24 protein-coding genes are annotated in these 22,123 nt (G+C 41.0%); 4 read left to right on the forward strand and 20 right to left on the reverse strand.

All coding sequences use genetic code 11. The annotated features are described in order from the left end of the window. Positions 1–76: 76 nt before the first annotated feature. The 11 genes from RWP09_RS01405 to RWP09_RS01455 all read right to left on the reverse strand — a co-directional run bounded on the left by RWP09_RS01405 (position 77) and on the right by RWP09_RS01455 (position 8,107). Positions 77–931: a MetQ/NlpA family ABC transporter substrate-binding protein gene (locus RWP09_RS01405; protein WP_314433178.1), complete on the reverse strand. Its 855-nt coding sequence runs from the start codon at positions 929–931 to the stop codon at positions 77–79. 153 nt (positions 932–1,084) lie between these two features. Further along, a complete protein-coding gene (locus RWP09_RS01410; protein WP_140223828.1) occupies positions 1,085–1,912 on the reverse strand; it encodes an amino acid ABC transporter substrate-binding protein in 828 nt (275 codons plus the stop codon). 103 nt (positions 1,913–2,015) lie between these two features. Next, entirely contained in the window at positions 2,016–2,339 is a 324-nt protein-coding gene (locus RWP09_RS01415; protein WP_023945155.1) for an AzlD domain-containing protein, read from the reverse strand. After that, positions 2,329–3,024 (reverse strand): AzlC family ABC transporter permease, encoded by a 696-nt coding sequence (locus RWP09_RS01420; protein WP_314433182.1) that lies wholly within the window; start codon positions 3,022–3,024, stop codon positions 2,329–2,331. The genes RWP09_RS01415 and RWP09_RS01420 overlap by 11 nt, the downstream gene beginning before the upstream one ends. Positions 3,025–3,262: 238 nt before the next feature. Then, positions 3,263–3,547 (reverse strand): hypothetical protein, encoded by a 285-nt coding sequence (locus RWP09_RS01425; protein WP_314433184.1) that lies wholly within the window; start codon positions 3,545–3,547, stop codon positions 3,263–3,265. 13 nt (positions 3,548–3,560) lie between these two features. After that, positions 3,561–3,902, reverse strand: a complete 342-nt coding sequence (locus tag RWP09_RS01430; RefSeq protein WP_314433186.1) for a hypothetical protein — start codon at positions 3,900–3,902, stop codon at positions 3,561–3,563. Positions 3,903–4,267: 365 nt separating this feature from the next. Beyond that, the gene (locus RWP09_RS01435; RefSeq protein WP_314433188.1) at positions 4,268–5,131 is read right to left on the reverse strand and encodes a MutR family transcriptional regulator; all 864 of its coding nucleotides are present in this window, start codon (positions 5,129–5,131) and stop codon (positions 4,268–4,270) included. A 103-nt stretch (positions 5,132–5,234) separates the two neighbouring features. Then, positions 5,235–6,245 (reverse strand): tRNA (adenosine(37)-N6)-threonylcarbamoyltransferase complex transferase subunit TsaD, encoded by a 1,011-nt coding sequence (gene tsaD / locus RWP09_RS01440; RefSeq protein WP_314433190.1) that lies wholly within the window; start codon positions 6,243–6,245, stop codon positions 5,235–5,237. After that, on the reverse strand, positions 6,235–6,672 hold the full coding sequence (gene rimI, locus RWP09_RS01445; protein ID WP_314433192.1) for a ribosomal protein S18-alanine N-acetyltransferase: 438 nt from the start codon (positions 6,670–6,672) through the stop codon (positions 6,235–6,237). Before rimI ends, tsaD begins: the two co-directional genes overlap by 11 nt. Next, the gene (gene tsaB, locus RWP09_RS01450; RefSeq protein WP_314433194.1) at positions 6,669–7,352 is read right to left on the reverse strand and encodes a tRNA (adenosine(37)-N6)-threonylcarbamoyltransferase complex dimerization subunit type 1 TsaB; all 684 of its coding nucleotides are present in this window, start codon (positions 7,350–7,352) and stop codon (positions 6,669–6,671) included. Before tsaB ends, rimI begins: the two co-directional genes overlap by 4 nt. Before the next feature lie 539 nt (positions 7,353–7,891). Then, complete coding sequence (locus RWP09_RS01455) at positions 7,892–8,107, reverse strand: hypothetical protein (protein WP_314433196.1); 216 nt, start codon at positions 8,105–8,107, stop codon at positions 7,892–7,894. A 277-nt stretch (positions 8,108–8,384) separates the two neighbouring features. Between RWP09_RS01455 and RWP09_RS01460 the strand changes: the two genes are divergently transcribed. Continuing rightward, positions 8,385–8,618, forward strand: a complete 234-nt coding sequence (locus RWP09_RS01460) for a DNA-dependent RNA polymerase subunit epsilon (protein ID WP_314433198.1) — start codon at positions 8,385–8,387, stop codon at positions 8,616–8,618. A gap of 1 nt (position 8,619) precedes the next feature. Further along, entirely contained in the window at positions 8,620–10,299 is a 1,680-nt protein-coding gene (rnjA, locus tag RWP09_RS01465; RefSeq protein WP_049509919.1) for a ribonuclease J1, read from the forward strand. A 141-nt stretch (positions 10,300–10,440) separates the two neighbouring features. Here the strand turns inward: rnjA and mnmG are convergent, their stop codons facing one another. The 8 genes from mnmG to RWP09_RS01505 form a co-directional block, all read right to left on the reverse strand. Next, positions 10,441–12,354 (reverse strand): tRNA uridine-5-carboxymethylaminomethyl(34) synthesis enzyme MnmG, encoded by a 1,914-nt coding sequence (gene mnmG, locus RWP09_RS01470; RefSeq protein ID WP_314433202.1) that lies wholly within the window; start codon positions 12,352–12,354, stop codon positions 10,441–10,443. Beyond that, positions 12,344–12,772, reverse strand: a complete 429-nt coding sequence (locus RWP09_RS01475; protein ID WP_125420486.1) for an NUDIX hydrolase — start codon at positions 12,770–12,772, stop codon at positions 12,344–12,346. The genes mnmG and RWP09_RS01475 overlap by 11 nt, the downstream gene beginning before the upstream one ends. 11 nt (positions 12,773–12,783) lie before the next feature. Beyond that, entirely contained in the window at positions 12,784–13,239 is a 456-nt protein-coding gene (locus RWP09_RS01480) for an NUDIX hydrolase (RefSeq protein WP_314433206.1), read from the reverse strand. A gap of 139 nt (positions 13,240–13,378) precedes the next feature. Beyond that, the gene (gene mnmA, locus RWP09_RS01485) at positions 13,379–14,500 is read right to left on the reverse strand and encodes a tRNA 2-thiouridine(34) synthase MnmA (protein ID WP_268711632.1); all 1,122 of its coding nucleotides are present in this window, start codon (positions 14,498–14,500) and stop codon (positions 13,379–13,381) included. Positions 14,501–14,870: 370 nt separating this feature from the next. Beyond that, positions 14,871–16,265, reverse strand: coding sequence for an argininosuccinate lyase (argH, locus tag RWP09_RS01490; RefSeq protein ID WP_314433211.1), 1,395 nt, complete (start codon positions 16,263–16,265; stop codon positions 14,871–14,873). 28 nt (positions 16,266–16,293) lie between these two features. Next, the gene (locus RWP09_RS01495) at positions 16,294–17,490 is read right to left on the reverse strand and encodes an argininosuccinate synthase (RefSeq protein WP_314433213.1); all 1,197 of its coding nucleotides are present in this window, start codon (positions 17,488–17,490) and stop codon (positions 16,294–16,296) included. A 16-nt stretch (positions 17,491–17,506) separates the two neighbouring features. After that, entirely contained in the window at positions 17,507–18,313 is an 807-nt protein-coding gene (locus RWP09_RS01500; protein ID WP_261033904.1) for an ABC transporter substrate-binding protein, read from the reverse strand. Between the two features lie 411 nt (positions 18,314–18,724). Further along, complete coding sequence (locus tag RWP09_RS01505; protein ID WP_314433217.1) at positions 18,725–19,312, reverse strand: hypothetical protein; 588 nt, start codon at positions 19,310–19,312, stop codon at positions 18,725–18,727. 321 nt (positions 19,313–19,633) lie between these two features. Between RWP09_RS01505 and RWP09_RS01510 the strand changes: the two genes are divergently transcribed. Further along, positions 19,634–20,497: a helix-turn-helix transcriptional regulator gene (locus tag RWP09_RS01510; protein ID WP_314433219.1), complete on the forward strand. Its 864-nt coding sequence runs from the start codon at positions 19,634–19,636 to the stop codon at positions 20,495–20,497. Positions 20,498–20,547: 50 nt separating this feature from the next. Here the strand turns inward: RWP09_RS01510 and RWP09_RS01515 are convergent, their stop codons facing one another. Continuing rightward, a complete protein-coding gene (locus tag RWP09_RS01515; protein WP_314433220.1) occupies positions 20,548–21,204 on the reverse strand; it encodes a LysM peptidoglycan-binding domain-containing protein in 657 nt (218 codons plus the stop codon). A 239-nt stretch (positions 21,205–21,443) separates the two neighbouring features. On the opposite strand from RWP09_RS01515, the gene sdaAB reads away from it, so the two are divergent. Then, the gene (sdaAB, locus tag RWP09_RS01520; RefSeq protein ID WP_000838912.1) at positions 21,444–22,115 is read left to right on the forward strand and encodes an L-serine ammonia-lyase, iron-sulfur-dependent subunit beta; all 672 of its coding nucleotides are present in this window, start codon (positions 21,444–21,446) and stop codon (positions 22,113–22,115) included. The last annotated feature ends 8 nt before the right edge of the window (positions 22,116–22,123 follow it).

Here is a 22,123-nt window from a genome sequence, read left to right on the forward strand (position 1 = left end):
AACTACTTTTTTTGACAATCCCTGCTCTATACAAAAGCAAGAGGTGGAATTCTCTCTCCCACCTCCCTGTTTCTTATTACCAAACTGGTTGATCCAAACCGTCTGATGTTTCTTCGATAACTTTTTTCACTTCATCTGTATGGTAAGCTGCAACAACTTTCTTGATAGCATCAGCCTTAGGTGATGATTCCCAATCTTTTTTCGCAACGATGATGTTGTACCATTGTTTTGAATTTTCATCAGCTTGTTCTTTGAAAAGTGCTTTCTTGTAGTCCAATTTTGCTTCTGTAACGAAGGTATTGTTTACAACGGCAGCATCAACTGATGACAATGAACGAGCTGTTTGGCTAGCATCCAATTCAGTGATTTTCAAGTTCTTTGGATTTTCTTTGATGTTAGCAACTGTTGCAAGAGCAGTTCCAGAAACATCCAATTTAATCAAGCCAGCTGATTGGAGCAAGTAAAGCGCACGGCTTTCGTTTGTAGCGTCATTCGGTACAGAGATTTCTCCGTTTGCTGGGATGTCTTCTACTTTAGTGTACTTGTTGTCACTTCCGTTCAAACCTGAGTAAAGACGGATTGGAGAGATGTAAGTATCTGCAATCGCTACAAGGTCTTTTCCGTTTTCTTTGTTCCAGTTGTTCAAGAAGTTATAGTGTTGGAAAGCGTTCAAATCTACTTCGCCATCAGCAGTTGCCTTGTTTGGTTGTGAGTAGTCTGTGAACTCTGTAAATTCCAAAGTAATACCGTCTTTTTTAACTAATTCTTGGACTTTATCCCAACGAGCTTCTTCAGAACCGCTACGGTTCACTGTTGCGATTTTGATAGTTGTTGCATTGTCTGCTTTCTTTTCTGAGTTTCCGCAAGCTGCAAGAGCCAAACCTGCGACTGTAGCAAGGGCTGCTACACCAAGCCATTTTTTAATTTTCATGATTCTTTCTCCTTAAAAATAATACCGTACTAGTATCTCACAATTTGTTTGATTTCACAAATTGTTATTAGATAGTCAGATATATAGTTTAAAACTATATCCCTAAAAACTGAGAAATCACCCACTTTACTCAGAATGGATGATTTCAAGAAATTATTTAATATCTGCTTCTGCTGGTAGATAAGTATCGCCGAAGAATTGTTTAGACAGTTTTTCAAGAGTTCCGTCTTTGTAGAGTTCTTGGATGCGTTTGTCCACAAATGTTTTCAACTCATCTTGACCTTTGGCAAGAAGTGGGTAAACGTAAGGTTGTTGGTCACTTGGAAGTTCGATAACTTTCAAGTTGTCCAATCCTTGGTTCTTGATGACTGTTTCAACACCGATTTTATCAAAAATCTTGTAGTCAAACTGACCATCGCTCAAGCGTCCCATGATTTGTTGGAAGTCTGCTCTAGTGTAGTTAAGGACAGTTGGATTATCTGAATGTTGTTTGTTGTAGTCTTCTAACTGTTTAGCAGATGTTGTCCCTTGAACAACTTCTGTTGATTTTCCACCGATATCATCAAGTGATTTGATGCTAGAGTCGTCCTTCTTCACTACAAGAACGTTAGGGTTTTTAGCAGTTGGGGCTGCGTAAAGGTATTTTTCAGCACGTTCTTTAGTGTAGCTGATGTTGTTAACGGCCATTTGGTAACGGTCAGCATCAAGTCCTGCAAAGACTCCTGACCACTCTGTCTTCTCAAACTTGACATCATACTTATCAGAGTCTTTAAAGATAGCGCGAACCACTTCAATTTCGTAACCAGTCAATTCACCATTTTCTTCATAGTTGAATGGTTTTGGTGAAGCATTGGTTGCAACGATAATTTCTTTCTTGCTAGCTGCTTCTTCTTTCTTAGCACCACCTGAGCAAGCTGCTAGTACACCTGCAGCAACAAGCCCTAGAGCAGCAAGAGATGAGTATTTAACGATTTTTTTCATTTCATTTCCTCCAAAATAGAATACCTTATAATCTTAACAGAAAAAGACCATTTGCGCCATTATATGATATCTATCTCTGTGATAAATTTTCTTTATGGCTCATTTAAAATAGTAAACGCAGGACGGCAATCAAGACCACTCCAAAGAGAACTGTTCCGACTAGATTACGATAGCGAAAGGCTACCCAAGCTGTTGGAAAGACTGCCAAGAAGTCTAGCCATTTGATTTGAGGAAGACTGCCAACCTTGCCTGTCACTACACTTGAAAGAATCAAGGCAAAGATAATAGAAACGGGCAAGAACTTCAAAAAACGTTCAACAATCGCAGGCAAGCCCTTATACTTAACCAAGATGAAGGGAATCATACGGGGAATCCAAGTCACAAGACCAGAGAAAATAACTGCTAGTAAAAGATACTTACTGACCATCTAAAACCACCCCCATTGTACAACCAAGTAGCGTCGCAAACAGAACAGCTAGTGACTGAGACACCACTGTCAAGAGTAAAAAGAAGGACACCGCAACAACTGCTAGGATAATGAGCAGATTGCGGACAGGAATCCGTCTTTGCATAATCTGGAATTGCGAAGCAAAAATGCCGATGAACATCCCAACTAGGGCAAAATCTAAACCAAAGATTTCTGGATTTGGCAGCAGGCCACCCAGAGCCGTTCCGACTACTGTTCCCACAAACCAGGCCACATAGCTGTTAAGATTGTTTCCGTGCATCCACATAGGATTGACCTTGTCTGCATGGGCCAATTCACCCATCAAAACACCATAAGTCTCATCCGTCAAGATACTAGACATACCGATATTGTGCCAGAGATTAGTATGACGGAAATAGGTTGACGCATGCAAACTCAACAAAAAGAGACGCAAATTAATCAAAAAAACCGTCATAGCAATAGCTGCCACAGGTGCTTGAACCGCAATTAGTGCCAGCATGGCAAACTGGGCACTCCCAGCATAAACAAAGAGGCTCATCAAGCCCATCTCAACAGGTGTCACATAGGGCGCACCAATAATCCCACAGGCCAGGCCTATACTGACATAACCAAGGGCCGTTGGCATAGCTGCCTGCGCCCCCTCCCAAAATCCTTTTTCTTTCATCTTTCTCCTCATATTATCTTAATAAATGGGCTGAATCAGTTCCAGCCACAGCATGGACTATTATAACACATTCAGGAAAGAGAAAAAAGTCTGCTGATTGTAATCAGACAGACTCCATTTTATTCCATAGTATCAAAAGCGAGACTTGGTTTGGCATTGAGATTCAAGCCTTGCTTATATTCTTTTTCATTTTAGATTCATGCATTATATAACCGTTAATACCGTATTTTATAATAAATCATATCTTAAAAATACCAGACCACACTATTCCCTGCTTGTATTTAGCTTCTTTCTTTTGTACAAATTTTGCTAAATCTAATAACTCTGTCGGTGGTTCACCTTTAAAGCCCAACAATTCTTTAGAGACGGCAAATGAGAGACGTACAGCTAACAAATCTTCACTAGTACTAGAGAACTGTTTCGCTGTTTCTAGCAATTGCTTCCTAAATTCTTCCGTCAAGCTAATTTCTTTATTATTGTACAGGGAATGAATTAGAATTTGTAACTGACTTTGCTTTTCCATCGTTTACCTCATTTTATCTAGGACGCCAAGGACCGTATTGCCCCCAACCATCTACTATAACATTTGTAGTATGTTCCCAAGTAGAAATATATTGTACAGTCTTCCATTTATTAGTTTTTGTGTTATAGTAAAAATCGTAAGGTGCTGCTCTGTATTTATAAACCCAATAGTTATCTGAGTCATCCACGGAATCATAAGTTAGGACAACAGTTCTATCTTGAATTCGAGCACTGGATTCTGCTTCTTCGACAGAAGGACTATTAGCAAACACAGTTGTTGTGTTCAATGCTACTGTATTTAAGAAAACAAAGCTAGTTAGGATAATTCCCGTTTTTAGTATAAATTTAGCTTTCATAGTTAGTTACTCCTTCCCAATAAGTAATATGACATAAATATAAACCATCATTTCCTAATATCAATTGCTAGTTTGAACTTTGATTATAGGAAAATCTTTCTCCATTTATAAACCACTTCTGCGACCTAGGATTTGCTTTAAATGTTTTACAAGGACAGTATAACACAGAAATTGGCTTATTTTAGAAAATCGCATATTTGATATTTTTTCTTATAGAAATTTCAGATTTGCGATTTTAGCAGATTTGATTATTTCACTGGTATAATAAAGTTATTACTAATTAAGGAGTGGAGCAACTATGAAGAAACAAATTTTAACATTATTGACAATCGTTGCTGAGATTATTATCTTTTTCCCATTTCTAACTAATCGATAAGTTCTTTGTATTGCTGCAAACGTAATTCAAAAAGGGCTATCAATTGTGGATTTTCTAATACTTGCAGAGATTGGAGATAGCTTTCAATCTCTTTTTGATTGCTTCCTTTGGTTTGAAGGAAAATCTTCATTTTCTTTAAAAACTGCCACAATACTTTTTCAAAAACATCGTATGGACGAAGCATGCTCTCTAGCTCAGCTTCAAAAATTGGGATATAAGAGAAAAGTTTACGCTCCATGAGTTCTGATATAATATTCAGAAATCCACTTTTCATATACAATCGATTATGTACCAACTCTTTAAATTCCCTAGATTTCTCAATTAAAGCGGTTGATAAAAATATCAAATCTTGATTACTCAAGAAAGGCATTGTATTGCAAAAAAGATAGAGTTCAAACCAGGTCCAAGACTCAATAGCATAGAGATAGATGGTCAGAAACTCCCTATCCTCATCTGTTAGCGGATAGCTCTTATTTAAGGAATGGAGTGCGTTTTTAATTACAATAGCATTCAAACGGCGATAGGTCTCTGCTATCTGTTCTTGCTCGACTTCCTCCAACAGTTGCTCTAAGCCAGCGATATCTTGATGGGCAAAGCGATCCACAACCCTTCTACCAATTCGCATATGTGGGGATTCTTGATAGTTGTTGAGCTTGTGCCCAAACTCATCAAAATTCATATTGATTCCTTGGATGGCTAAGATCAGCTTGTCCGCAGATAGCATAGACTGCCCTAGTTCAAACTTGGACAACTGAGAAGCTGTTAGTCCAGCACAAGCCACATCTGACTGCTTGAGCTTTCTCGCCAAGCGCAATTCCTTGTAAAATTCTCCCAATTCCATTCTCTCAATCATCTGACCACCTCCTATTCTGTATATATTATATCATTATTTACAATTATTTGTCAAAATATTCTGACATTTAAGAGGGCAAAAAAGCCAGCCTTAAGCTGACTCCTTATTCCATAGTATCAAAAGCAAGACTTGGTTTGGCATTGAGATCCAAGCTTGCAAAATTTTCTTTGTTCCACTCGCTGACGCTGGCATAGGCAATCATACCTGCATTGTCTCCGCAGAGGCGAAGTGGAGGGATGATGACCTTGACATCTGTAATTTCGGCTGCTAGGCGTTCTCTGAGACCTTTATTGGCTGCCACACCACCTGCCACAACTAGAGTTTTAACAGGGTATTTCTCCAAAGCATTCTTAGTTTTTGCCATAAGAATATCCAAGACAGCTGCTTGGAAGGACGCACACAAGTCCTCTGTGGACAAGCTTTCTCCCTTTTGCTCGGCATTGTGGTGAAGATTGATAAAGGCCGATTTCAAACCTGAGAATGAGAACTCCAGATTATCTTCCTTAATCATGGCACGAGGAAAATCATAAATATCCTGCCCCTGATGAGCCAACTCGTCTATCTCACGACCTGCAGGATAGGTCAAGCCCATGACACGGCCTACCTTATCATAGGCCTCCCCAACCGCGTCATCTCGCGTTTCCCCAACAATCTTGTAATCACCAGCCTCCGAAACATAAACCAACTCTGTGTGTCCACCACTTACTAAAAGTGCTAGCAAGGGAAACTCCAAAGGCTCCACGCTCTGAGCTGCCATGAGATGGCCCGCCATGTGATTCACGGGGATCAGCGGAAGTCCATGAGCCCAAGCAAAGGCCTTAGCAGCTGACAAACCAACTAGTAAGGCTCCAACCAAGCCAGGTCCATAGGTAACTGCAACAGCTGTCACGTCCTCTTCCGTAATCCTTGCTTCTGCCAGTGCTTCCTCGATACAGGCTGTAATGACCTCGACATGGTGACGACTGGCTACTTCAGGCACTACGCCCCCAAAACGTTTGTGGCTCTCAATTTGACTAGCAATGACATTGGACAAGAGCTCATCGTCGTTTTTCAAGACGGCAACACTAGTCTCATCACAGGATGTTTCAAATGCTAAAATATATCTATCCTTCATCTATTTCTCTCTTCATGATAATGGCGTCCTCGACTGGGTCATGATAGTAGGCCTTTCGCTCAGCGATGACCGCCATCTTTTCTTTCTTGTAAAATGCTTGCGCTCGTTGATTTGACTTTCTGACTTCTAGGAAAATCTCCTTATCTGTCGACAATTGAGCAAACAAGGCTGACGCAATTCCCTGACCTTGATAGGCTCCTTTAACAGCGATTTGCAGGACTTCTGCCTCAAAAAGATTCTCCTGCACAGCTAGAAATCCAATCACTTCTGCCCCATCATAAGCCAGAGCATACCAAGTCTGATCTTGGGACAGGTCTGCTTGGATTTGTTCCAGCGTCCAAGGACTGACTGAGTAAACAGCTATCATAACAGCGTAGATGGCTTGAGCCAAGTCGGGTTGCCGTTGAATTCGTTTAATCTCTATCATAGGCGTTTAATGTAAGACTCACCAGACTCTGTATGGTTCTTAAGCCAGTTTTCCTCAGCCTCAACACGTTTGAGATAATTCGGCACAAAGTCGTGCAAGGATTCTGCTTCCTTATCCCAAGCCCAAAGAGCAAGATTAGCTGCATTAGGCAAGGTTTCTTTGTAATTAGTCCTTGGCAAGTGTTCTTGAATCTGCTCCACAAAGGGGACAACTTCTCCGACAAAGGTTACCTGACTAGCACCCTTGATTAGCTCAATCACTCGCTCAAAAGGCAGGTGAGCTTCTGACATGACAGGTTTAGCATTTTCATAAAATCCTGCATAAACATTGTTGCGACGCGCATCCATTAAGGGGACAAACAAGCCTTCTTGTTGGTAGGGCACCAGAGCCAAGAGGCTAGACATACCAACTAACTCAATGTTCAGAGTATGAGCCAAAGTCTTGGCAGTTGCTACCGCAATTCGCAAGCCTGTGTAGCTACCTGGTCCTTCTGCCACCACGATTCGGTCCAAGTCCTTGGGCGTCCAGTCCAAACTCTCCATCAAAAAATCGATGGCTGGCATGAGGGTAATACTGTGATTTTTCTTAATATTAATAGTCGTCTCGGCAAGAACCTGCTTGTCCTCTAAAATAGCGAGAGAAAGCGCCTTGCTGGACGTATCAAAAGCTAATACTTTCATAACACATTCCTATCTTTTGGTCTGCTTACTATTATACTACAAAAGCTGGCACATGGGAATTTTCTTTATCCCCAAACAAAAATGCCTATATTTAGCCCAAAAACAATTCGCAAATAAAATTCAAAAAAATGCTCACTTTTCCTTTTCTTTTCCGAATATAAAAGTGAACAAGAAAATTGAAAGGATCTTCGTAAAAAGTTTGGTAAGTCATGCTAGATAAAAGACACATTTTTAGAAAGATGAATTTTATTGTCTTCATCTCTTACAGTTTGCTAAGCATTCTCAATGATTTAAACATTACTACTATCCCTTTACCATTCGATTTATCTGTTTGTATTGTTTTATTTTTATGCTTCAACTCTATTTTTAAACAGAAGAATTATTAACATAAAACTAATAAGCTCTGAAAATTCCATTGTCATGTCATTTTAGAAAAATGCAAAGACCACCTCATCTTGATAGAAGGGGTGGAATTTTCGTGTCGTAAATCTACTATCTCTATATCCCCAAACAAAAATGCCCCAGCATAAGCAGGGCATCTAAGCATTTAATCCAAAGTAAAATACAAACCAAACGACATAGGTTATAAGGAGAAGAAAGATCGAGTAGAGAGTCACAAAGGTAATTTTCCACAAGAGCTTGCTTTGTCGTTGTTCCAGTTTGGCAAACAGAAGATTCCCTCCATAAACACAAGCAACAAAAACGATAAAAGCTAGCAAACGAACTCCTATCGCAAATTCAAACAAACTAATCATAGGGAACCTCCTTGACTTAAACACTATATGAAATTATGACAAGAGATAAATTTTACTTCCATTATCAAGATAACATATTTTCTTTATTTTTGCAAACGCTTACCTTTGAGTGCTTATATGACTTTCTCGTTTCCGTCTTTTACTAATCTTTCATTTTATGTTATAATTGAAATAATTGTAACGAATCAAGGTCAATCTAGACACAAAATGGAATGAAATCAAGCAAATATCTGCTAAAAGTTTGGAATAAGCTGACCTGTAAATAGAAAGGAACTATATGATTTACAAAGTTTTTTACCAAGAAACAAAAGAACATAGCCCACGTCGTGAAACTACACGCGCACTTTACCTAGACATCGATGCCAGCTCAGAACTTGAGGGCCGTATCGCTGCTCGCCAACTTGTCGAAGAAAATCGCCCAGAGTACAATATCGAGTATATCGAACGCTTGTCTGACAAATTGCTAGATTACGAAAAAGAAACTGGCGTCTTCGAAATTACGGAGTTCTAATATGGCCTATACTCTTAAACCTGAAGAAGTCGGCGTTTTTGCCATCGGTGGTCTGGGAGAAATCGGGAAAAACACTTACGGAATTGAATACCAAGACGAGATTATCATCGTCGATGCTGGGATTAAATTCCCAGAAGATGACTTGCTTGGTATCGACTATGTTATCCCTGACTACTCTTACATAGTAGACAATATCGACCGCGTCAAGGCTGTTTTGATCACACACGGACACGAGGACCACATCGGTGGGATTCCATTCCTGCTCAAGCAAGCAAATGTCCCTATCTATGCTGGACCACTTGCCTTGGCTTTGATCCGTGGGAAGCTCGAAGAACACGGCCTCTTGCGCAACGCCAAACTTTACGAAATCAACCACAACACTGAGTTGACCTTTAAAAATCTCAAGGCAACTTTCTTTAGAACGACTCACTCTATTCCAGAACCTTTGGGGATTGTCATTCATACTCCTCAAGGGAAAATTGTCTGTACGGGTGACTTCAAGTTTGACTTAACACCAGTTGGTGAACCAGCAGATTTGCACCGTATGGCTGCGCTTGGTGAAGAAGGCGTGCTCTGTCTCCTGTCTGACTCAACAAATGCGGAAGTGCCAACCTTTACCAACTCTGAAAAAGTCGTTGGCCAGTCCATCATGAAGATTATCCAAGGCATTGAAGGACGTATCATCTTTGCATCCTTTGCCTCAAATATCTTCCGTCTCCAGCAAGCAACAGAAGCTGCTGTTAAGACTGGACGTAAGATTGCGGTCTTTGGTCGCTCTATGGAAAAGGCCATTGTCAACGGAATCGAGCTTGGCTACATAAAGGCTCCTAAGGGAACCTTTATCGAGCCAAATGAAATCAAAGACTACCCTGCAGGCGAGGTTCTCATCCTCTGTACAGGTAGTCAGGGCGAGCCAATGGCAGCCCTCTCTCGTATCGCCAACGGAACCCACCGTCAGGTACAACTCCAACCCGGTGATACAGTTATCTTCTCTTCTAGTCCAATCCCTGGAAATACGACTAGCGTCAACAAGCTAATCAACATCATTTCAGAAGCTGGTGTCGAAGTTATCCACGGTAAGGTTAACAATATCCATACATCTGGACACGGTGGCCAGCAAGAGCAAAAACTTATGCTCCGCTTGATTAAGCCAAAATACTTCATGCCTGTCCACGGTGAATACCGCATGCAAAAAGTTCACGCTGGACTAGCGGTGGATACTGGTGTTGAGAAGGACAATATCTTTATCATGAGCAATGGTGATGTGCTTGCCCTTACTGCTGACTCAGCTCGTATCGCAGGTCATTTCAATGCCCAAGACATCTATGTCGATGGGAATCGTATCGGTGAAATCGGCGCAGCTGTCCTCAAAGATCGTCGTGATCTATCTGAAGACGGTGTCGTTCTAGCAGTCGCAACTGTTGACTTCAAGTCTCAAATGATTCTATCTGGTCCAGACATCCTCAGCCGAGGCTTTGTCTACATGAGAGAATCGGGTGACTTGATTCGCCAAAGCCAGCGTATCCTCTTCAATGCCATTCGTATCGCACTGAAAAACAAGGATGCTAGCGTACAATCTGTCAATGGTGCCATTGTCAACGCTATTCGCCCCTTCCTCTACGAAAATACAGAACGTGAACCGATTATCATCCCAATGATCCTCACACCAGATGAAGAATAAAGCAAGAAAACAGCCCCGATTTTTCGGGGCTGTTTTTCTCTATGCTTTCTTTTGAGATTAAAACTCAATAAAAATCGAAATCAGACTAGAAGGCTAGGCGAAAGCATAACTTGAGTTAGGTGAGCCGAAGCCGACGACGTATTATTTTGATTTTTGAAGAGTTTTAGAAATACTACGATTTTTACCTTCAAGATACACCATCAAAATAGAAATATCTGCCGGGTTCACTCCCGAAATACGGCTGGCTTGGCCGATGGTTTCTGGATTGATGAGTTTGAACTTCTGACGAGCTTCTGTCGCGATAGAGTCAATGTCATCCCAGTCAATATTGGCTGGAATGCGTTTTTCTTCCATACGTTTCATCTTGGCAACCTGGTCCATGGCTTTTGAAATATAGCCTTCGTACTTGATTTCTGTTTCAATCAATTCGATAATCTTGTCATCCAAGTCCTCTGCAGCTGGTCCGATGAAGGCCACCACATCTTGATAAGAAACTTCTGGACGGCGAAGGAATTCCTTGGCTGTTACTGCATCTGTCAAAGGCTTGAAACCCATTTCCTCAACCTTGGCATTGGTTTCCTTGACTGGCTTAAGTTTGATACTGTCTAGGCGTTTCATCTCATTGTCAAATTGATTTTTCTTGATTTCAAATCGAGACCAGCGTTCATCATCCACAAGTCCAATCTCACGTCCCATCTCAGTCAAACGCATATCGGCATTGTCATGACGGAGAATGAGACGGTATTCCGCACGACTGGTCAAGAGACGGTAGGGTTCAATAGTTCCCTTAGTCACCAAGTCATCAATCATGACCCCGATATAACCGTCACTACGCTTCAAAATCAACTCAGGCTTGCCTTGAACTTTCAGAGCGGCGTTGATGCCCGCGATAATCCCTTGCCCAGCAGCTTCTTCGTAACCTGACGTCCCATTTGTCTGACCAGCAGTGAAAAGTCCTGAGATTTTCTTGGTTTCCAGAGTCGCACGCAACTGATGAGGCAAGACCATGTCATACTCAATGGCATAACCAGTTCGCATCATCTCAGCATTTTCCAAACCTTTGATAGAATGAACCAGCTCACGTTGGACATCCTCAGGCAAACTAGTTGATAGACCTTGAACATAGACTTCCTCAGTATTGCGTCCCTCTGGCTCAAGGAAGAGTTGGTGACGTTCCTTGTCCGCAAAGCGCACAATCTTGTCCTCAATTGATGGGCAGTAACGAGGTCCCACTCCCTTGACCACACCTGTAAACATAGGCGCACGGTGGAGGTTATTTTGGATAATTTCATGGCTGGTACCATTGGTGTAGGTCAACCAGCATGGCACTTGATCCTTGACATAGTCCTCATCACGTGAAGTGTAGGAGAAGTGATTAGGCACTTCGTCTCCTGGCTGAATCTCTGTCACATCATAGTTGATAGAAGAAGCCTTAACACGTGGAGGGGTTCCTGTCTTGAAACGACCAATTTCGAGGCCCAGTTCCTTGAGATTATCAGCAAGGTTAATAGAAGCTAGGCTATGGTTAGGACCTGACGAATACTTGAGGTCTCCGATGATAATTTCCCCACGAAGGGCTGTCCCTGTCGTCACGATAACAGCCTTGGCAGCATACTCTTGATGGGTCGCTGTACGGACACCGACAACCTTGCCATCTTCCACCAAAATCTCATCAATCATGGTTTGACGAAGGGTCAGATTCTCTTGATTTTCAACTGTCTTGCGCATTTCCTTAGAGTAAAGTTCCTTATCAGCCTGTGCACGAAGGGCACGAACGGCAGGACCCTTCCCTGTATTGAGCATCTTCATCTGGATGTAAGTCTTGTCAATCGTTTTGGCCATCTCGCCACCGAGGGCATCAACTTCACGCACGACAATTCCCTTGGCAGAACCACCAATAGAGGGGTTACAAGGCATAAAAGCCAGCATTTCAATGTTAATAGTCGCAAGCAAGACCTTGCAACCCATACGGCTGGCAGCTAAGGAAGCCTCAACCCCAGCGTGTCCCGCACCAATTACAATAATATCGTATTCTTCAGTAAAATTATAAGTCATTTCTTAACCTTTCAAAAATTTCTCGTAAATAAGGAACTAACTTCTCCTCCTCTAGAGCTTGAGCCATAGTAACCCATTTAAAGTGCGTATGCTCTTCAGGATCTAATCTGATAATTGGCTTCTCCCCAACCCACTCTGCTTTATAAACTAAGCGAGTAAAGACGGTATCCTTAGAGGTATCCAGTTGACTATCTTCGTGAAGAAGTTTGAGCGAACTGCTATCTAGCCTAACTCCCGCTTCTTCAATACATTCTCTAAGAGCTCCATCTCGCGGAAGTTCACCCTTTTCAACCCCGCCACCAGGAATATCCCAGTAAGTTGGATAAACATTGGGTTGTCCTCTTTTAATTTCCGAACGCTGAATGAGCAAATAATCATCACCACTATGAACAAGTACATGGGCAATAAGCTTAACCATCCTTTTCTCTCCTATTCCTCAAGATGAATGTGTCTTAGTTGGCCGTCCCAAGTTGGTAGGGCTGTTTTTAAAAAGGCTGGAACTAGATTGATACCCTCAAGCTTGTCTATGTCAATCCATTCACAGGGCTGCCTTTTCTCATCTTCCTGCATGGTCAATGGGGCATCTTCAAGCAAGTCTACCAGATAATGAAACTCAATGTTGTGATAGGAAACACCGTCCTGTTCAAAACGATTTTCAACTACAAAAGCTAGCTGCCCAGCTTGAGCTTTGACACCCAGTTCTTCCCTCACTTCGCGGACTACCGCGTCTTCCGTGCTTTCATTGACTTGAATCGCACCGCCAATAGTATAATACTTGCCCTTATCTTTGGTAACTAGGAGCTTGCGATTTTGGACAATCAAGGCTGTCGCCCGAACACCAAAAACCGTATTTCCTACTTTTGTCCGAAAGTCTTGCTGAGTCATTTTTATCCTTTCCTCTAAACGACACAAAAACAGTCAAAACTCCAAAGAAGTGCAGGACAAAAAGCCTGCAACATCCATGAGCTTTGACCATCATTTCTATTGCTTTTATTATTGTAGCAAATTGAGAAAATTTGTCAATCTAAATGTACTGACAAACTTGTCCATCGCGGTAAGCATTGTCAATCAAACCGCCACCTAGACACTCTTCGCCATCGTAAAAGACAACTGCCTGTCCTGGTGTAATCGCGCGTTGCGGTTCTGCAAAGATGACCTCTGCCTTATCTCCTTTGACATGCACTGTCACCTTAGAGTCAGGCTGACGGTAGCGGAATTTAGCCGTACATTCGAGCGTAAACTCCTCTGGCATCTCACGAGTAAAGTGGACTTGGCTAGCCTCTAGGCTGGTTGACATAAGCGAATCATGATAGAATCCTTGGCCGACATAGAGGATATTTTGGCTTAGGTCTTTTCCGACAACGAACCAAGGCGCGTTGTCACCACCGTGTTGCCCACCGATACCGAGACCGCCACGCTGACCAATCGTATAATACATCAGACCAGCATGCTCACCCATATCACGACCATCCACTGTCATCATACGACCAGGCTGAGCTGGCAGATAGTTGCTGAGGAAATTTTTAAAGTTCTTTTCTCCGATAAAGCAAATCCCTGTCGAGTCTTTCTTCTTAGCAGTCGCCAGACCTGCTTCTTCTGCTAGTTTTCGAACTTCAGGCTTTTCCAAATGTCCCAGAGGGAACATGGTTTTTTGCAGTTGTTCTTGCGAAAGCTGGCTGAGGAAATAGGTTTGGTCCTTGCCATTGTCCACACCACGAAGCATGTGAACGATGCCATCCTCATCACGCGCTACTCGGGCATAATGGCCAGTCGCTACATAGTCTGCCCCCAAAGTCATAGCATAGTCCAAAAAGGCCTTGAACTTGATTTCCTTATTGCACATAACATCTGGATTTGGCGTGCGCCCTGCACGGTATTCTGCTAGGAAATACTCAAAAACGCGGTCCCAATACTCTTTTTCAAAGTTGACAGAGTAGTAAGGAATGCCAATCTGGTCTGCCACCGCAGCCACATCCTTGTAATCTTCGGTCGCCGTACAGACGCCGTTTTCATCTGTGTCATCCCAGTTCTTCATGAAGATACCAATCACATCGTAGCCCTGCTCCTTGAGAAGAAGAGCCGTCACCGACGAATCAACACCACCACTCATCCCCACGACAACACGTGTTTTAGAGTTATCACTCATGGTAAGTCTCCCATCTATTCGTTTATTTATACCCCTCAAAATTCTATTTACTATGACTTTCAATAGAATTTCTTCGAGTATAGTCTTTTCGTTTGCTTTTAGGACTAGGCAACGAGTCGCAGGCATAACTTGAGTTCGCTCAATCAGTCTGGGAGACTGATTGAGGTTATAAATCAGACAAGCTAAGCTTGCATCTCATTTCGAGTTAACGACGTAATAAAAGATAAACGAAATGACTAGTTCACGATTGAAGGTCGTGTGTGCTTAACGATTGAAGGTCGCTTGAGCAGTATTCATTATAACATGCTTGGTTGGAGAAGACAAGAAAGAGGCTGTCAATCGACCAACCTCTTATTCTGAACCTATCAATCTAGCACTTTTTAGCTTCATTCGCTTTCTTAGCAACTGCAATCTGGTATTTCACTTGGTCAAATCCTGTACCGCCCAAGGAATTTCGTCTTTGAACAGCAGTTTTAGGTTGCAAGTAGACATAAATATCCTTGGCAATGAGAGAATGATAGGTTTGCAATTCCTCCAGACTCCAATCTTGAATATTTTTAGCAGACTTGATAGAGTCTAGCACTAATCTTCCCACAACCTCATGAGCTTCTCTAAATGGCAAGCCTTTCCCTGCCAAATAATCTGCCAACTCAGTCGCATTTGAAAAGTCCTTCTCTGTCGACTCTTGCATTTTTTCCTTATTTACCCGCAAGCTAGATAACATACCTGCTAATACATCGAGGGAATTTAAAATCGTTTCGACCGTGTCAAACATTCCTTCCTTATCCTCTTGCAAATCCTTATTATAAGCTAAGGGCAAGGACTTCATGACTGTCAACAGTCCAAATAGATTCCCATAAACTCGACCAGTCTTTCCTCGAATCAACTCAGCCATATCTGGATTTTTCTTTTGGGGCATAATAGAGGAACCTGTTGTAAACGTATCTGACAAGGTAATAAATTGGTACTCAAAGCTACACCAATTGATCATTTCTTCACAAAAACGGCTCATATGCATCATGAGTATGCTGGCATTGGATAGAAATTCTAAGATAAAATCGCGGTCACTAACAGCATCCAAAGAATTTGTATAAGGTTGCTTAAACTCTAACAAATCGCTAGACAATTGGCGATCAATGGGGAAAGTCGTTCCTGCCAAAGCTGCCGCACCTAGAGGGCATAGATCTGCATGCTTCTGGTTAAATTCAAAACGTTCACTGTCTCTTTGAAACATATTGTAGTAAGCCATCAGGTGGTGGGCAAAACTAATAGGCTGGGCATGTTGCAGATGTGTATAGCCCGGCATGATCGTCTCCACATGATTTTCCGCCAAGTCTAATAAAACACCTTTGAGATGAGTCAGTTTATCTAGGACATGGTCTAGTTGTTCCTTGAGATACAAGTGCATATCTGTCGCAACTTGGTCATTTCGAGAACGAGCCGTATGTAACTTCCCTGCAAGGGGACCAATTTTTTCTGTCAGCAACACTTCCATATTCATATGAATATCTTCGTTTGCGATATCAAAGTAAAGTTGGCCTGCCTCTAGCTCTTCTAAAAGCTCTTTCAAGCCTGCTTGAATCTTTTCCGACTCCTCCAAACTCAAAATGCCCGTCTGGCCCAACATCTGAACGTGGGCTAAGGAACCAATCAAATCAAATTTAGCTAATTTCTGGTCAAAAGATATACTCGCACCAAAGCGCTCTACCCAGTCTTCAACAGTACCTTCAAAGCGACCACCCCATAATTTTGTATTCTTAGCCATATCACATCCACCTCTCTATCCAATCGTCCTATTGGGTGCTTTTTTGAACCTCAGAATGAACCTTGGTTGGAAGTCCCCATAACTTAATAAAACCAACAGCCGCATCTTGGTCAAAGGTATCTGAACTAGTATACGTCGCCAAATTTTCATCGTAAAGAGAATTTGGTGATTTCCGAGCCACGACCTGAGCGCTCCCCTTATAGAGTTTAACTTTTGCAGTCCCATTGACAACTTTTTGAGTCTCTTTAATATAAGCAATCAAGGCTTGTGTAGCTGGACTAAACCACAAAGCATTATAAATGAGATTTGATAATTCATTTTCTATAATTGGTTTAAAATGAGCCACTTCTCTCACAAGCGTCAAGTCCTCAATTTCCTTATGAGCTGTCAGCAAGGTCACTGCACCTGGACACTCATAGATTTCTCTTGATTTAATCCCAACCAAACGATTTTCCACGTGGTCAATCCGTCCGACTCCATGTTTTCCAGCTATTTCATTGAGTTTTTGAATCAAATCTGCCAATTTTAACCCTTCTCCATTGAGGGAAACTGGAACACCTTCACTAAACTCAATATCAATGTATTCTGGTATATCTGGAGCTTGCTCTGGAGAAGTTGTGATGCCAAAGGCTTCTTCTGGAGGCTGATTCCATGGATTTTCCAAAATACCACACTCATTGGCACGTCCCCAAAGGTTTTGGTCAACAGAGTAAGGATTGTCAAGGTCAGCAGGAACAGGCACCCCATTTTCCTTAGCAAAATCAATCTCTTCCTCTCGAGACCATTTCCATTCACGAACAGGAGCAATCACTTTTAAATTGGGATCCAAGGCTGCAATGGATACTTCAAAACGTACTTGGTCATTCCCCTTACCGGTACAACCATGAGCAATTGTAGTCGCTCCTGTTTGATGCGCGATTTCAACCAGTTTTTTAGAAATAAGAGGGCGGCTCAAGGCAGATACCAAGGGGTACTTTTGTTCATAGTAGGCATGTGACTGGAGAGCTACTAGCACATAATCTGTAGCAAATTCATCCTTAACATCAATGACATAAGATTCGACTGCCCCAACCTTGAGAGCCTTATCATGGATGAAATCTAAGTCTTTCCCTTCACCCACATCCATACAAACTGCAACAACATCATAGTCTTTCTTCAGCCAGGTAATAGCAACTGATGTGTCTAAACCGCCAGAATAGGCCAAAATTACTTTTTCTTTACTCATGTTCTTTTCCTTCTTTCTATTTTTCAATGGACGCTTTAAATGCATCCTCAATGAGTTTGTCTAATTCTCCAGACTCCTTCAACTTTTGAATAGTTTTATCAACTGCTTCTTTCAATTCCTTGCTATCTTTTTTCATAGCGACCGCGTAGGAATCATCTTGCTCTTTTTCAAAATTGAGTTCTGCGATTGCTAAATCAGGATTATTTTCCACAAATCCCTTGGCAACAGGTTCTTCAAAGATAACTGCATCCACTTGTCCTGATTTTAAATCTGTAATTAAATTCCCATTTTTAGGCAGAGATACGAGGGAAGAATTTTGTAGCAAATCTTTCGCCATCGTTTCTTGAATCGAACCTTTCTGCGCTCCGACCTTCTTCTGCGCCAGGTCGTTTACAGACTGATAAGTGGCCAAGTCAGATTTTTTGACAATAAGCTTATTTTTTGAAGTATAGTAAGGAATTGAAAAGTCAAACACCTTGCTCCGTTCATCTGTCTTAGAAACACCAGATATGGCAAGGTCAGCTTTTCCTGATTGAACACTAGCCAATACATTGTCAAAACTCATGGGTGATAGTTCCAATTCGACACCTAGTTCTGTTGCGATAGCCTTGGCTAATTCGATATCTGAACCCACAATCTGATTTTTCCCATCAACCACTTTTTGGTATTCAAATGGAGCAAAATCTGGATTAAGGGCTACAACCAATTTTCCTTTGGACTTGATAGCTTCAATTCCAGCCGATTGATTGTTACTACAAGCAAATAGTAGGGGGAGCATCACTAAACCAAACATCGTCATCAACACCTTCTTCATCTTATTCATAACAAAGCCTCCTTTATGTTTATTCTTTTTAGTTGTATAAATAATACTCCTATACTCATCGTTTGTCAAGCCTAAATTGAAAAAATTTTCAATTTGAAACAAAAAAACCTAGAAATACTACATAAAAATGTCATTCTTAGGCGTATTTATGCTATTCTCTCTGGAAAACATGAGTATTCAGTCATTCAAAAGGAGCTAAACGAACTCATTCCCCCTCTCCCAATTCAATGATTCGATGACATTGTTGGGCTACATAAGCATCGTGGATCATAATTAGGAAAAACTAACTTCTAAATAAAACCACACTGTCATTCCAATCTTGAACACAATCAAATTGAAAGGGATACTGTGTGGTTTTTGAATGTTTGAATGTTTGAACGTTTAGAGGTTAGATTTTTAGGCAATTGTCGATCAAAATGTCCGTTTATTTGTCAATAATCCTAAAAAATCTTGTCTCTTTAGGTCTGAGAAGTGTTTGGTAGAAAGACTTCCTTCTTGAAGTCCATCATCTCTAACCTGTAAATAATAGCTATGTTGGCTTGTTTTGATTGTCAAAAAATCGCCCAATACAAAAATTTTTTTCCAGTTACGAATCTCAAATTCTTTCATCTCTGATTTTGGAATGCGGATAAGTCCTTGCCGCAAATCGCGATGGTGCTCACTTGTGAAAGTCATCCCATTCCCAAGATTTCTTATCAGCAATTCATCTGGGGTCACCATCACCAGCGCTATTTTAGTTAAGAAAATTTCAACTGTTGGAGGTAAAATCGCCAAATTAAACCAAGGATGTAGGTAGCGATAAGCTAAGAAATAGTGAGGCTCCTCACCCAATCCTAGTTGTTTATATAATGTCTTGACCTCACTGTCTAATCTCGCTTCAAAAGACACGTTCGAATTCTCTGCTTCCTTCTTCTGATTAAAATAACTCATCCAAACTAGGAAGCCTATAAAGACTATGATAAATATTCCTGATAAGATATATTTTAAATTGTAGTTCATCACTTAACCTCCTGATTCACTACTCCGCCTAAAGCAGAGGCCTATCTATTTTGAAAATAGTTCCATAACAACTTTAAATAAGATGGGTGTCATTAAAACTAGGATAATTCCTATCACAAATATCATAACTACTCGAAAAAGTTCCTTATTTTTAAACATTTTTCCACCCCTTTTCTAGCTACATCATAGTACTGTTAAGCCCATTTTAAAATTACACCAAACTTATTTTAGCTTTCTTTTTTACTTTTTATTTTACTATGATACAATATTTTTAATAGGATTTTATTGTTTGTTAACTTTTTTCACGAAAAGGAGAAAATCATGCGTTATGATTTCGGAAAGGTCTATAAAGAAATACGCGAGTCAAAAGGCTTAACCCAAGAAGAGGTCTGTGGGAATGTCCTTTCAAGAACCAGCCTATCAAAGATTGAAAGTGGTAAGGCAACTCCCAAATATGAAAACATGGAATTTCTTCTCCGGCAAATGAATATGAGTTTTGAAGAGTTTGACTACATCTGCCATCTCTATCAACCGAGCCAACGAACAGAAATCATGCAAACTTATCTCAATATGACTTCCATCATTGGTAGTAATAGTCTAGTTCATTTTTTTGAAACATGCCAAGACTATCTCAAGACCCACCACGACCTGCCTATAGAAGAAATCAGGGATATGCTTGAAGTTGTCATTCATCTTCGTCAACATGGTACAGAGCAACTGTCAGACCAAGTGAAACAGACTATCCAAAAGCTGTGGGAAAAAATTGAAAAACAAGATACATGGTATGAAAGTGACCTAAAAATCCTCAATACCATCCTTTTCAGCTTTCCCATTGAACACCTCCATCTCATCACTGAAAAAATCTTGCAACGCTTAGAAGTCTATAAAAACTATCAACATTTATATGACTTGCGAATGACAATCCTACTCAACCTTTCCACCATTTACTTATACCATCAAGACAAAAACATGTGTCAACAAATCTGCTATACTTTACTAGAGGATGCCAAGAACAAGAAAAGCTACGATATGCTTGCTATCTGCTATGTCCGTATTGGGATTTGTAGGAATGATGCTAAACTTATCCAAAAAGGGTTCTCCCTTCTAGAGCTGACCGAGGAAACTTCTATGCTGTCTCATCTCAAAAAAGAAGTGGAGACCTATTCTCAACCAAAGGAAATATAAAAAGTCGAGGGGTTTCCTCGACTTTTTCATATTATTCTGTTCGTTATTTCTTAATACCAACCATTGTTAAGCCAGAAGTTTTTAGCAGCTGACCATGAACCGTAACGTCCTGCAACGTAGGCATCTGCTACACGTTCTTGGTTAGCAGCTGAGTAGTCACCGTTCAAGTATGAATCTGTCAATTGGTAACGTCCGATGTATTGGCCGTTTGTAGCTGTGTAGCTACCACCTGATTCTTTTTGAGCAATCCATTCTTTAGCTTCTGCTTCAGATCCGCTTACAGTTGCAGCTGGTACTGGCGCTGAAGTTTCTGTTGTAGCAACAGTTTCTTCTGCTACAGGTGCGCTTGCCACTGGAGCTGTTTCTTCTGCTACTTCTTTAGTTTCTGCTGCTGGGGCTAAAACAGTTTCATCCTGAGCTGCTGGTGCCGCATAAGTAGTTGGTGCTGGTGTTGCGACAGGCGCTACAGGGCCATCGATAACCAACTCTTGACCGACATAAATCATATGGACGTTGTCAATGTGGTTGTTTTCTGCCAATTTCTCAACAGTTGTGTTGTGAGTTTCAGCGATTTCTGAAAGTGTGTCACCTTCTTTAACAGTGTAAGTTGATGATTCTTGAGCAGATACAAATGATGGAGCAAATACTGCAAACAAGGCAGCTACTCCTGCAAGAGTTGTTTTAATCTTTTTAGTTGTTGATTTCATATTTGAAAATTCTCCTTCTTTCTATAGTTCTATGATACCCTTTAAATATTACCGTTTCTTGACACTTTTATGTAGAAATATTACAAAATTATTTTTTATTTCCCTAAATAAGCTATTTTTTGTTACAAAAGATGCTTTTTTATGCTATTTGTAGTGTAAAAAGGTTTTCATCCACAATTAAAGCCAAGACCTTCATTCTTTGATATAATAGAGATAAGAATTTTTATAAGGGGAAACTGATGAAATCACTTCGTTTTCAATCTGTCTTTGATATCATCGGACCAGTTATGATTGGCCCATCTAGTAGCCATACCGCTGGTGCTGTTCGTATTGGGAAGATTGTCTCTTCCATTTTTGACGATACTCCGACAGAAGTCGAATTCCAACTATTTAACTCATTTGCCAAGACCTATCGTGGTCACGGAACAGACCTAGCCCTTGTTGCAGGTATTTTGGGCATGGATACAGATGATCCTGAAATCCCAAACAGTCTGGAGATTGCCCACAAGCGCGGTATCAAGATTGTCTGGACCATTCAAAAAGACAGTAATGCTCCTCATCCAAACACCACTAAAATTACCGTCAAAAATGCTCACAAGACCATCAGTGTGACTGGTATTTCTATCGGTGGAGGAAATATTCAGGTAACCGAACTCAATGGCTTTGCCGTCTCTCTCAATATGAATACACCGACTATCATCATCGTTCATCAAGATATTCCAGGTATGATTGCCCTCGTAACAGAGGCCCTTTCACGCTATGGTATTAATATCGCCCAGATGAATGTTACTCGTGAAAAAGCTGGTGAAAAAGCCATTATGATTATCGAAGTTGACAGTCGCAACTGTGATGAGGCCATCGAAGAAATTCGAAAAATCCCTCATCTCCACAATGTCAATTTCTTTAAATAGGAGGAAGC

The organism is uncultured Streptococcus sp. (assembly GCF_963521255.1).
Lineage (GTDB): Bacteria > Bacillota > Bacilli > Lactobacillales > Streptococcaceae > Streptococcus.

Coding starts and splice junctions, on each gene's coding strand:
- RWP09_RS01480 (WP_314433206.1), bottom strand. CDS start 13,239: ATGACTCAGCAAGACTTTCGGACAAAAGTAGGAAATACGGTTTTTGGT.
- RWP09_RS01460 (WP_314433198.1), top strand. CDS start 8,385: ATGATTTACAAAGTTTTTTACCAAGAAACAAAAGAACATAGCCCACGT.
- RWP09_RS01510 (WP_314433219.1), top strand. CDS start 19,634: ATGCGTTATGATTTCGGAAAGGTCTATAAAGAAATACGCGAGTCAAAA.
- RWP09_RS01410 (WP_140223828.1), bottom strand. CDS start 1,912: ATGAAAAAAATCGTTAAATACTCATCTCTTGCTGCTCTAGGGCTTGTT.
- argH (WP_314433211.1), bottom strand. CDS start 16,265: ATGGCTAAGAATACAAAATTATGGGGTGGTCGCTTTGAAGGTACTGTT.
- sdaAB (WP_000838912.1), top strand. CDS start 21,444: ATGAAATCACTTCGTTTTCAATCTGTCTTTGATATCATCGGACCAGTT.
- rnjA (WP_049509919.1), top strand. CDS start 8,620: ATGGCCTATACTCTTAAACCTGAAGAAGTCGGCGTTTTTGCCATCGGT.
- RWP09_RS01425 (WP_314433184.1), bottom strand. CDS start 3,547: ATGGAAAAGCAAAGTCAGTTACAAATTCTAATTCATTCCCTGTACAAT.
- RWP09_RS01415 (WP_023945155.1), bottom strand. CDS start 2,339: ATGGTCAGTAAGTATCTTTTACTAGCAGTTATTTTCTCTGGTCTTGTG.
- RWP09_RS01420 (WP_314433182.1), bottom strand. CDS start 3,024: ATGAAAGAAAAAGGATTTTGGGAGGGGGCGCAGGCAGCTATGCCAACG.
- RWP09_RS01430 (WP_314433186.1), bottom strand. CDS start 3,902: ATGAAAGCTAAATTTATACTAAAAACGGGAATTATCCTAACTAGCTTT.
- mnmA (WP_268711632.1), bottom strand. CDS start 14,500: ATGAGTGATAACTCTAAAACACGTGTTGTCGTGGGGATGAGTGGTGGT.
- RWP09_RS01500 (WP_261033904.1), bottom strand. CDS start 18,313: ATGAATAAGATGAAGAAGGTGTTGATGACGATGTTTGGTTTAGTGATG.
- tsaD (WP_314433190.1), bottom strand. CDS start 6,245: ATGAAGGATAGATATATTTTAGCATTTGAAACATCCTGTGATGAGACT.
- RWP09_RS01405 (WP_314433178.1), bottom strand. CDS start 931: ATGAAAATTAAAAAATGGCTTGGTGTAGCAGCCCTTGCTACAGTCGCA.
- RWP09_RS01475 (WP_125420486.1), bottom strand. CDS start 12,772: ATGGTTAAGCTTATTGCCCATGTACTTGTTCATAGTGGTGATGATTAT.
- RWP09_RS01515 (WP_314433220.1), bottom strand. CDS start 21,204: ATGAAATCAACAACTAAAAAGATTAAAACAACTCTTGCAGGAGTAGCT.
- tsaB (WP_314433194.1), bottom strand. CDS start 7,352: ATGAAAGTATTAGCTTTTGATACGTCCAGCAAGGCGCTTTCTCTCGCT.
- RWP09_RS01455 (WP_314433196.1), bottom strand. CDS start 8,107: ATGATTAGTTTGTTTGAATTTGCGATAGGAGTTCGTTTGCTAGCTTTT.
- mnmG (WP_314433202.1), bottom strand. CDS start 12,354: ATGACTTATAATTTTACTGAAGAATACGATATTATTGTAATTGGTGCG.
- RWP09_RS01495 (WP_314433213.1), bottom strand. CDS start 17,490: ATGAGTAAAGAAAAAGTAATTTTGGCCTATTCTGGCGGTTTAGACACA.
- RWP09_RS01505 (WP_314433217.1), bottom strand. CDS start 19,312: ATGAACTACAATTTAAAATATATCTTATCAGGAATATTTATCATAGTC.
- RWP09_RS01435 (WP_314433188.1), bottom strand. CDS start 5,131: ATGATTGAGAGAATGGAATTGGGAGAATTTTACAAGGAATTGCGCTTG.
- rimI (WP_314433192.1), bottom strand. CDS start 6,672: ATGATAGAGATTAAACGAATTCAACGGCAACCCGACTTGGCTCAAGCC.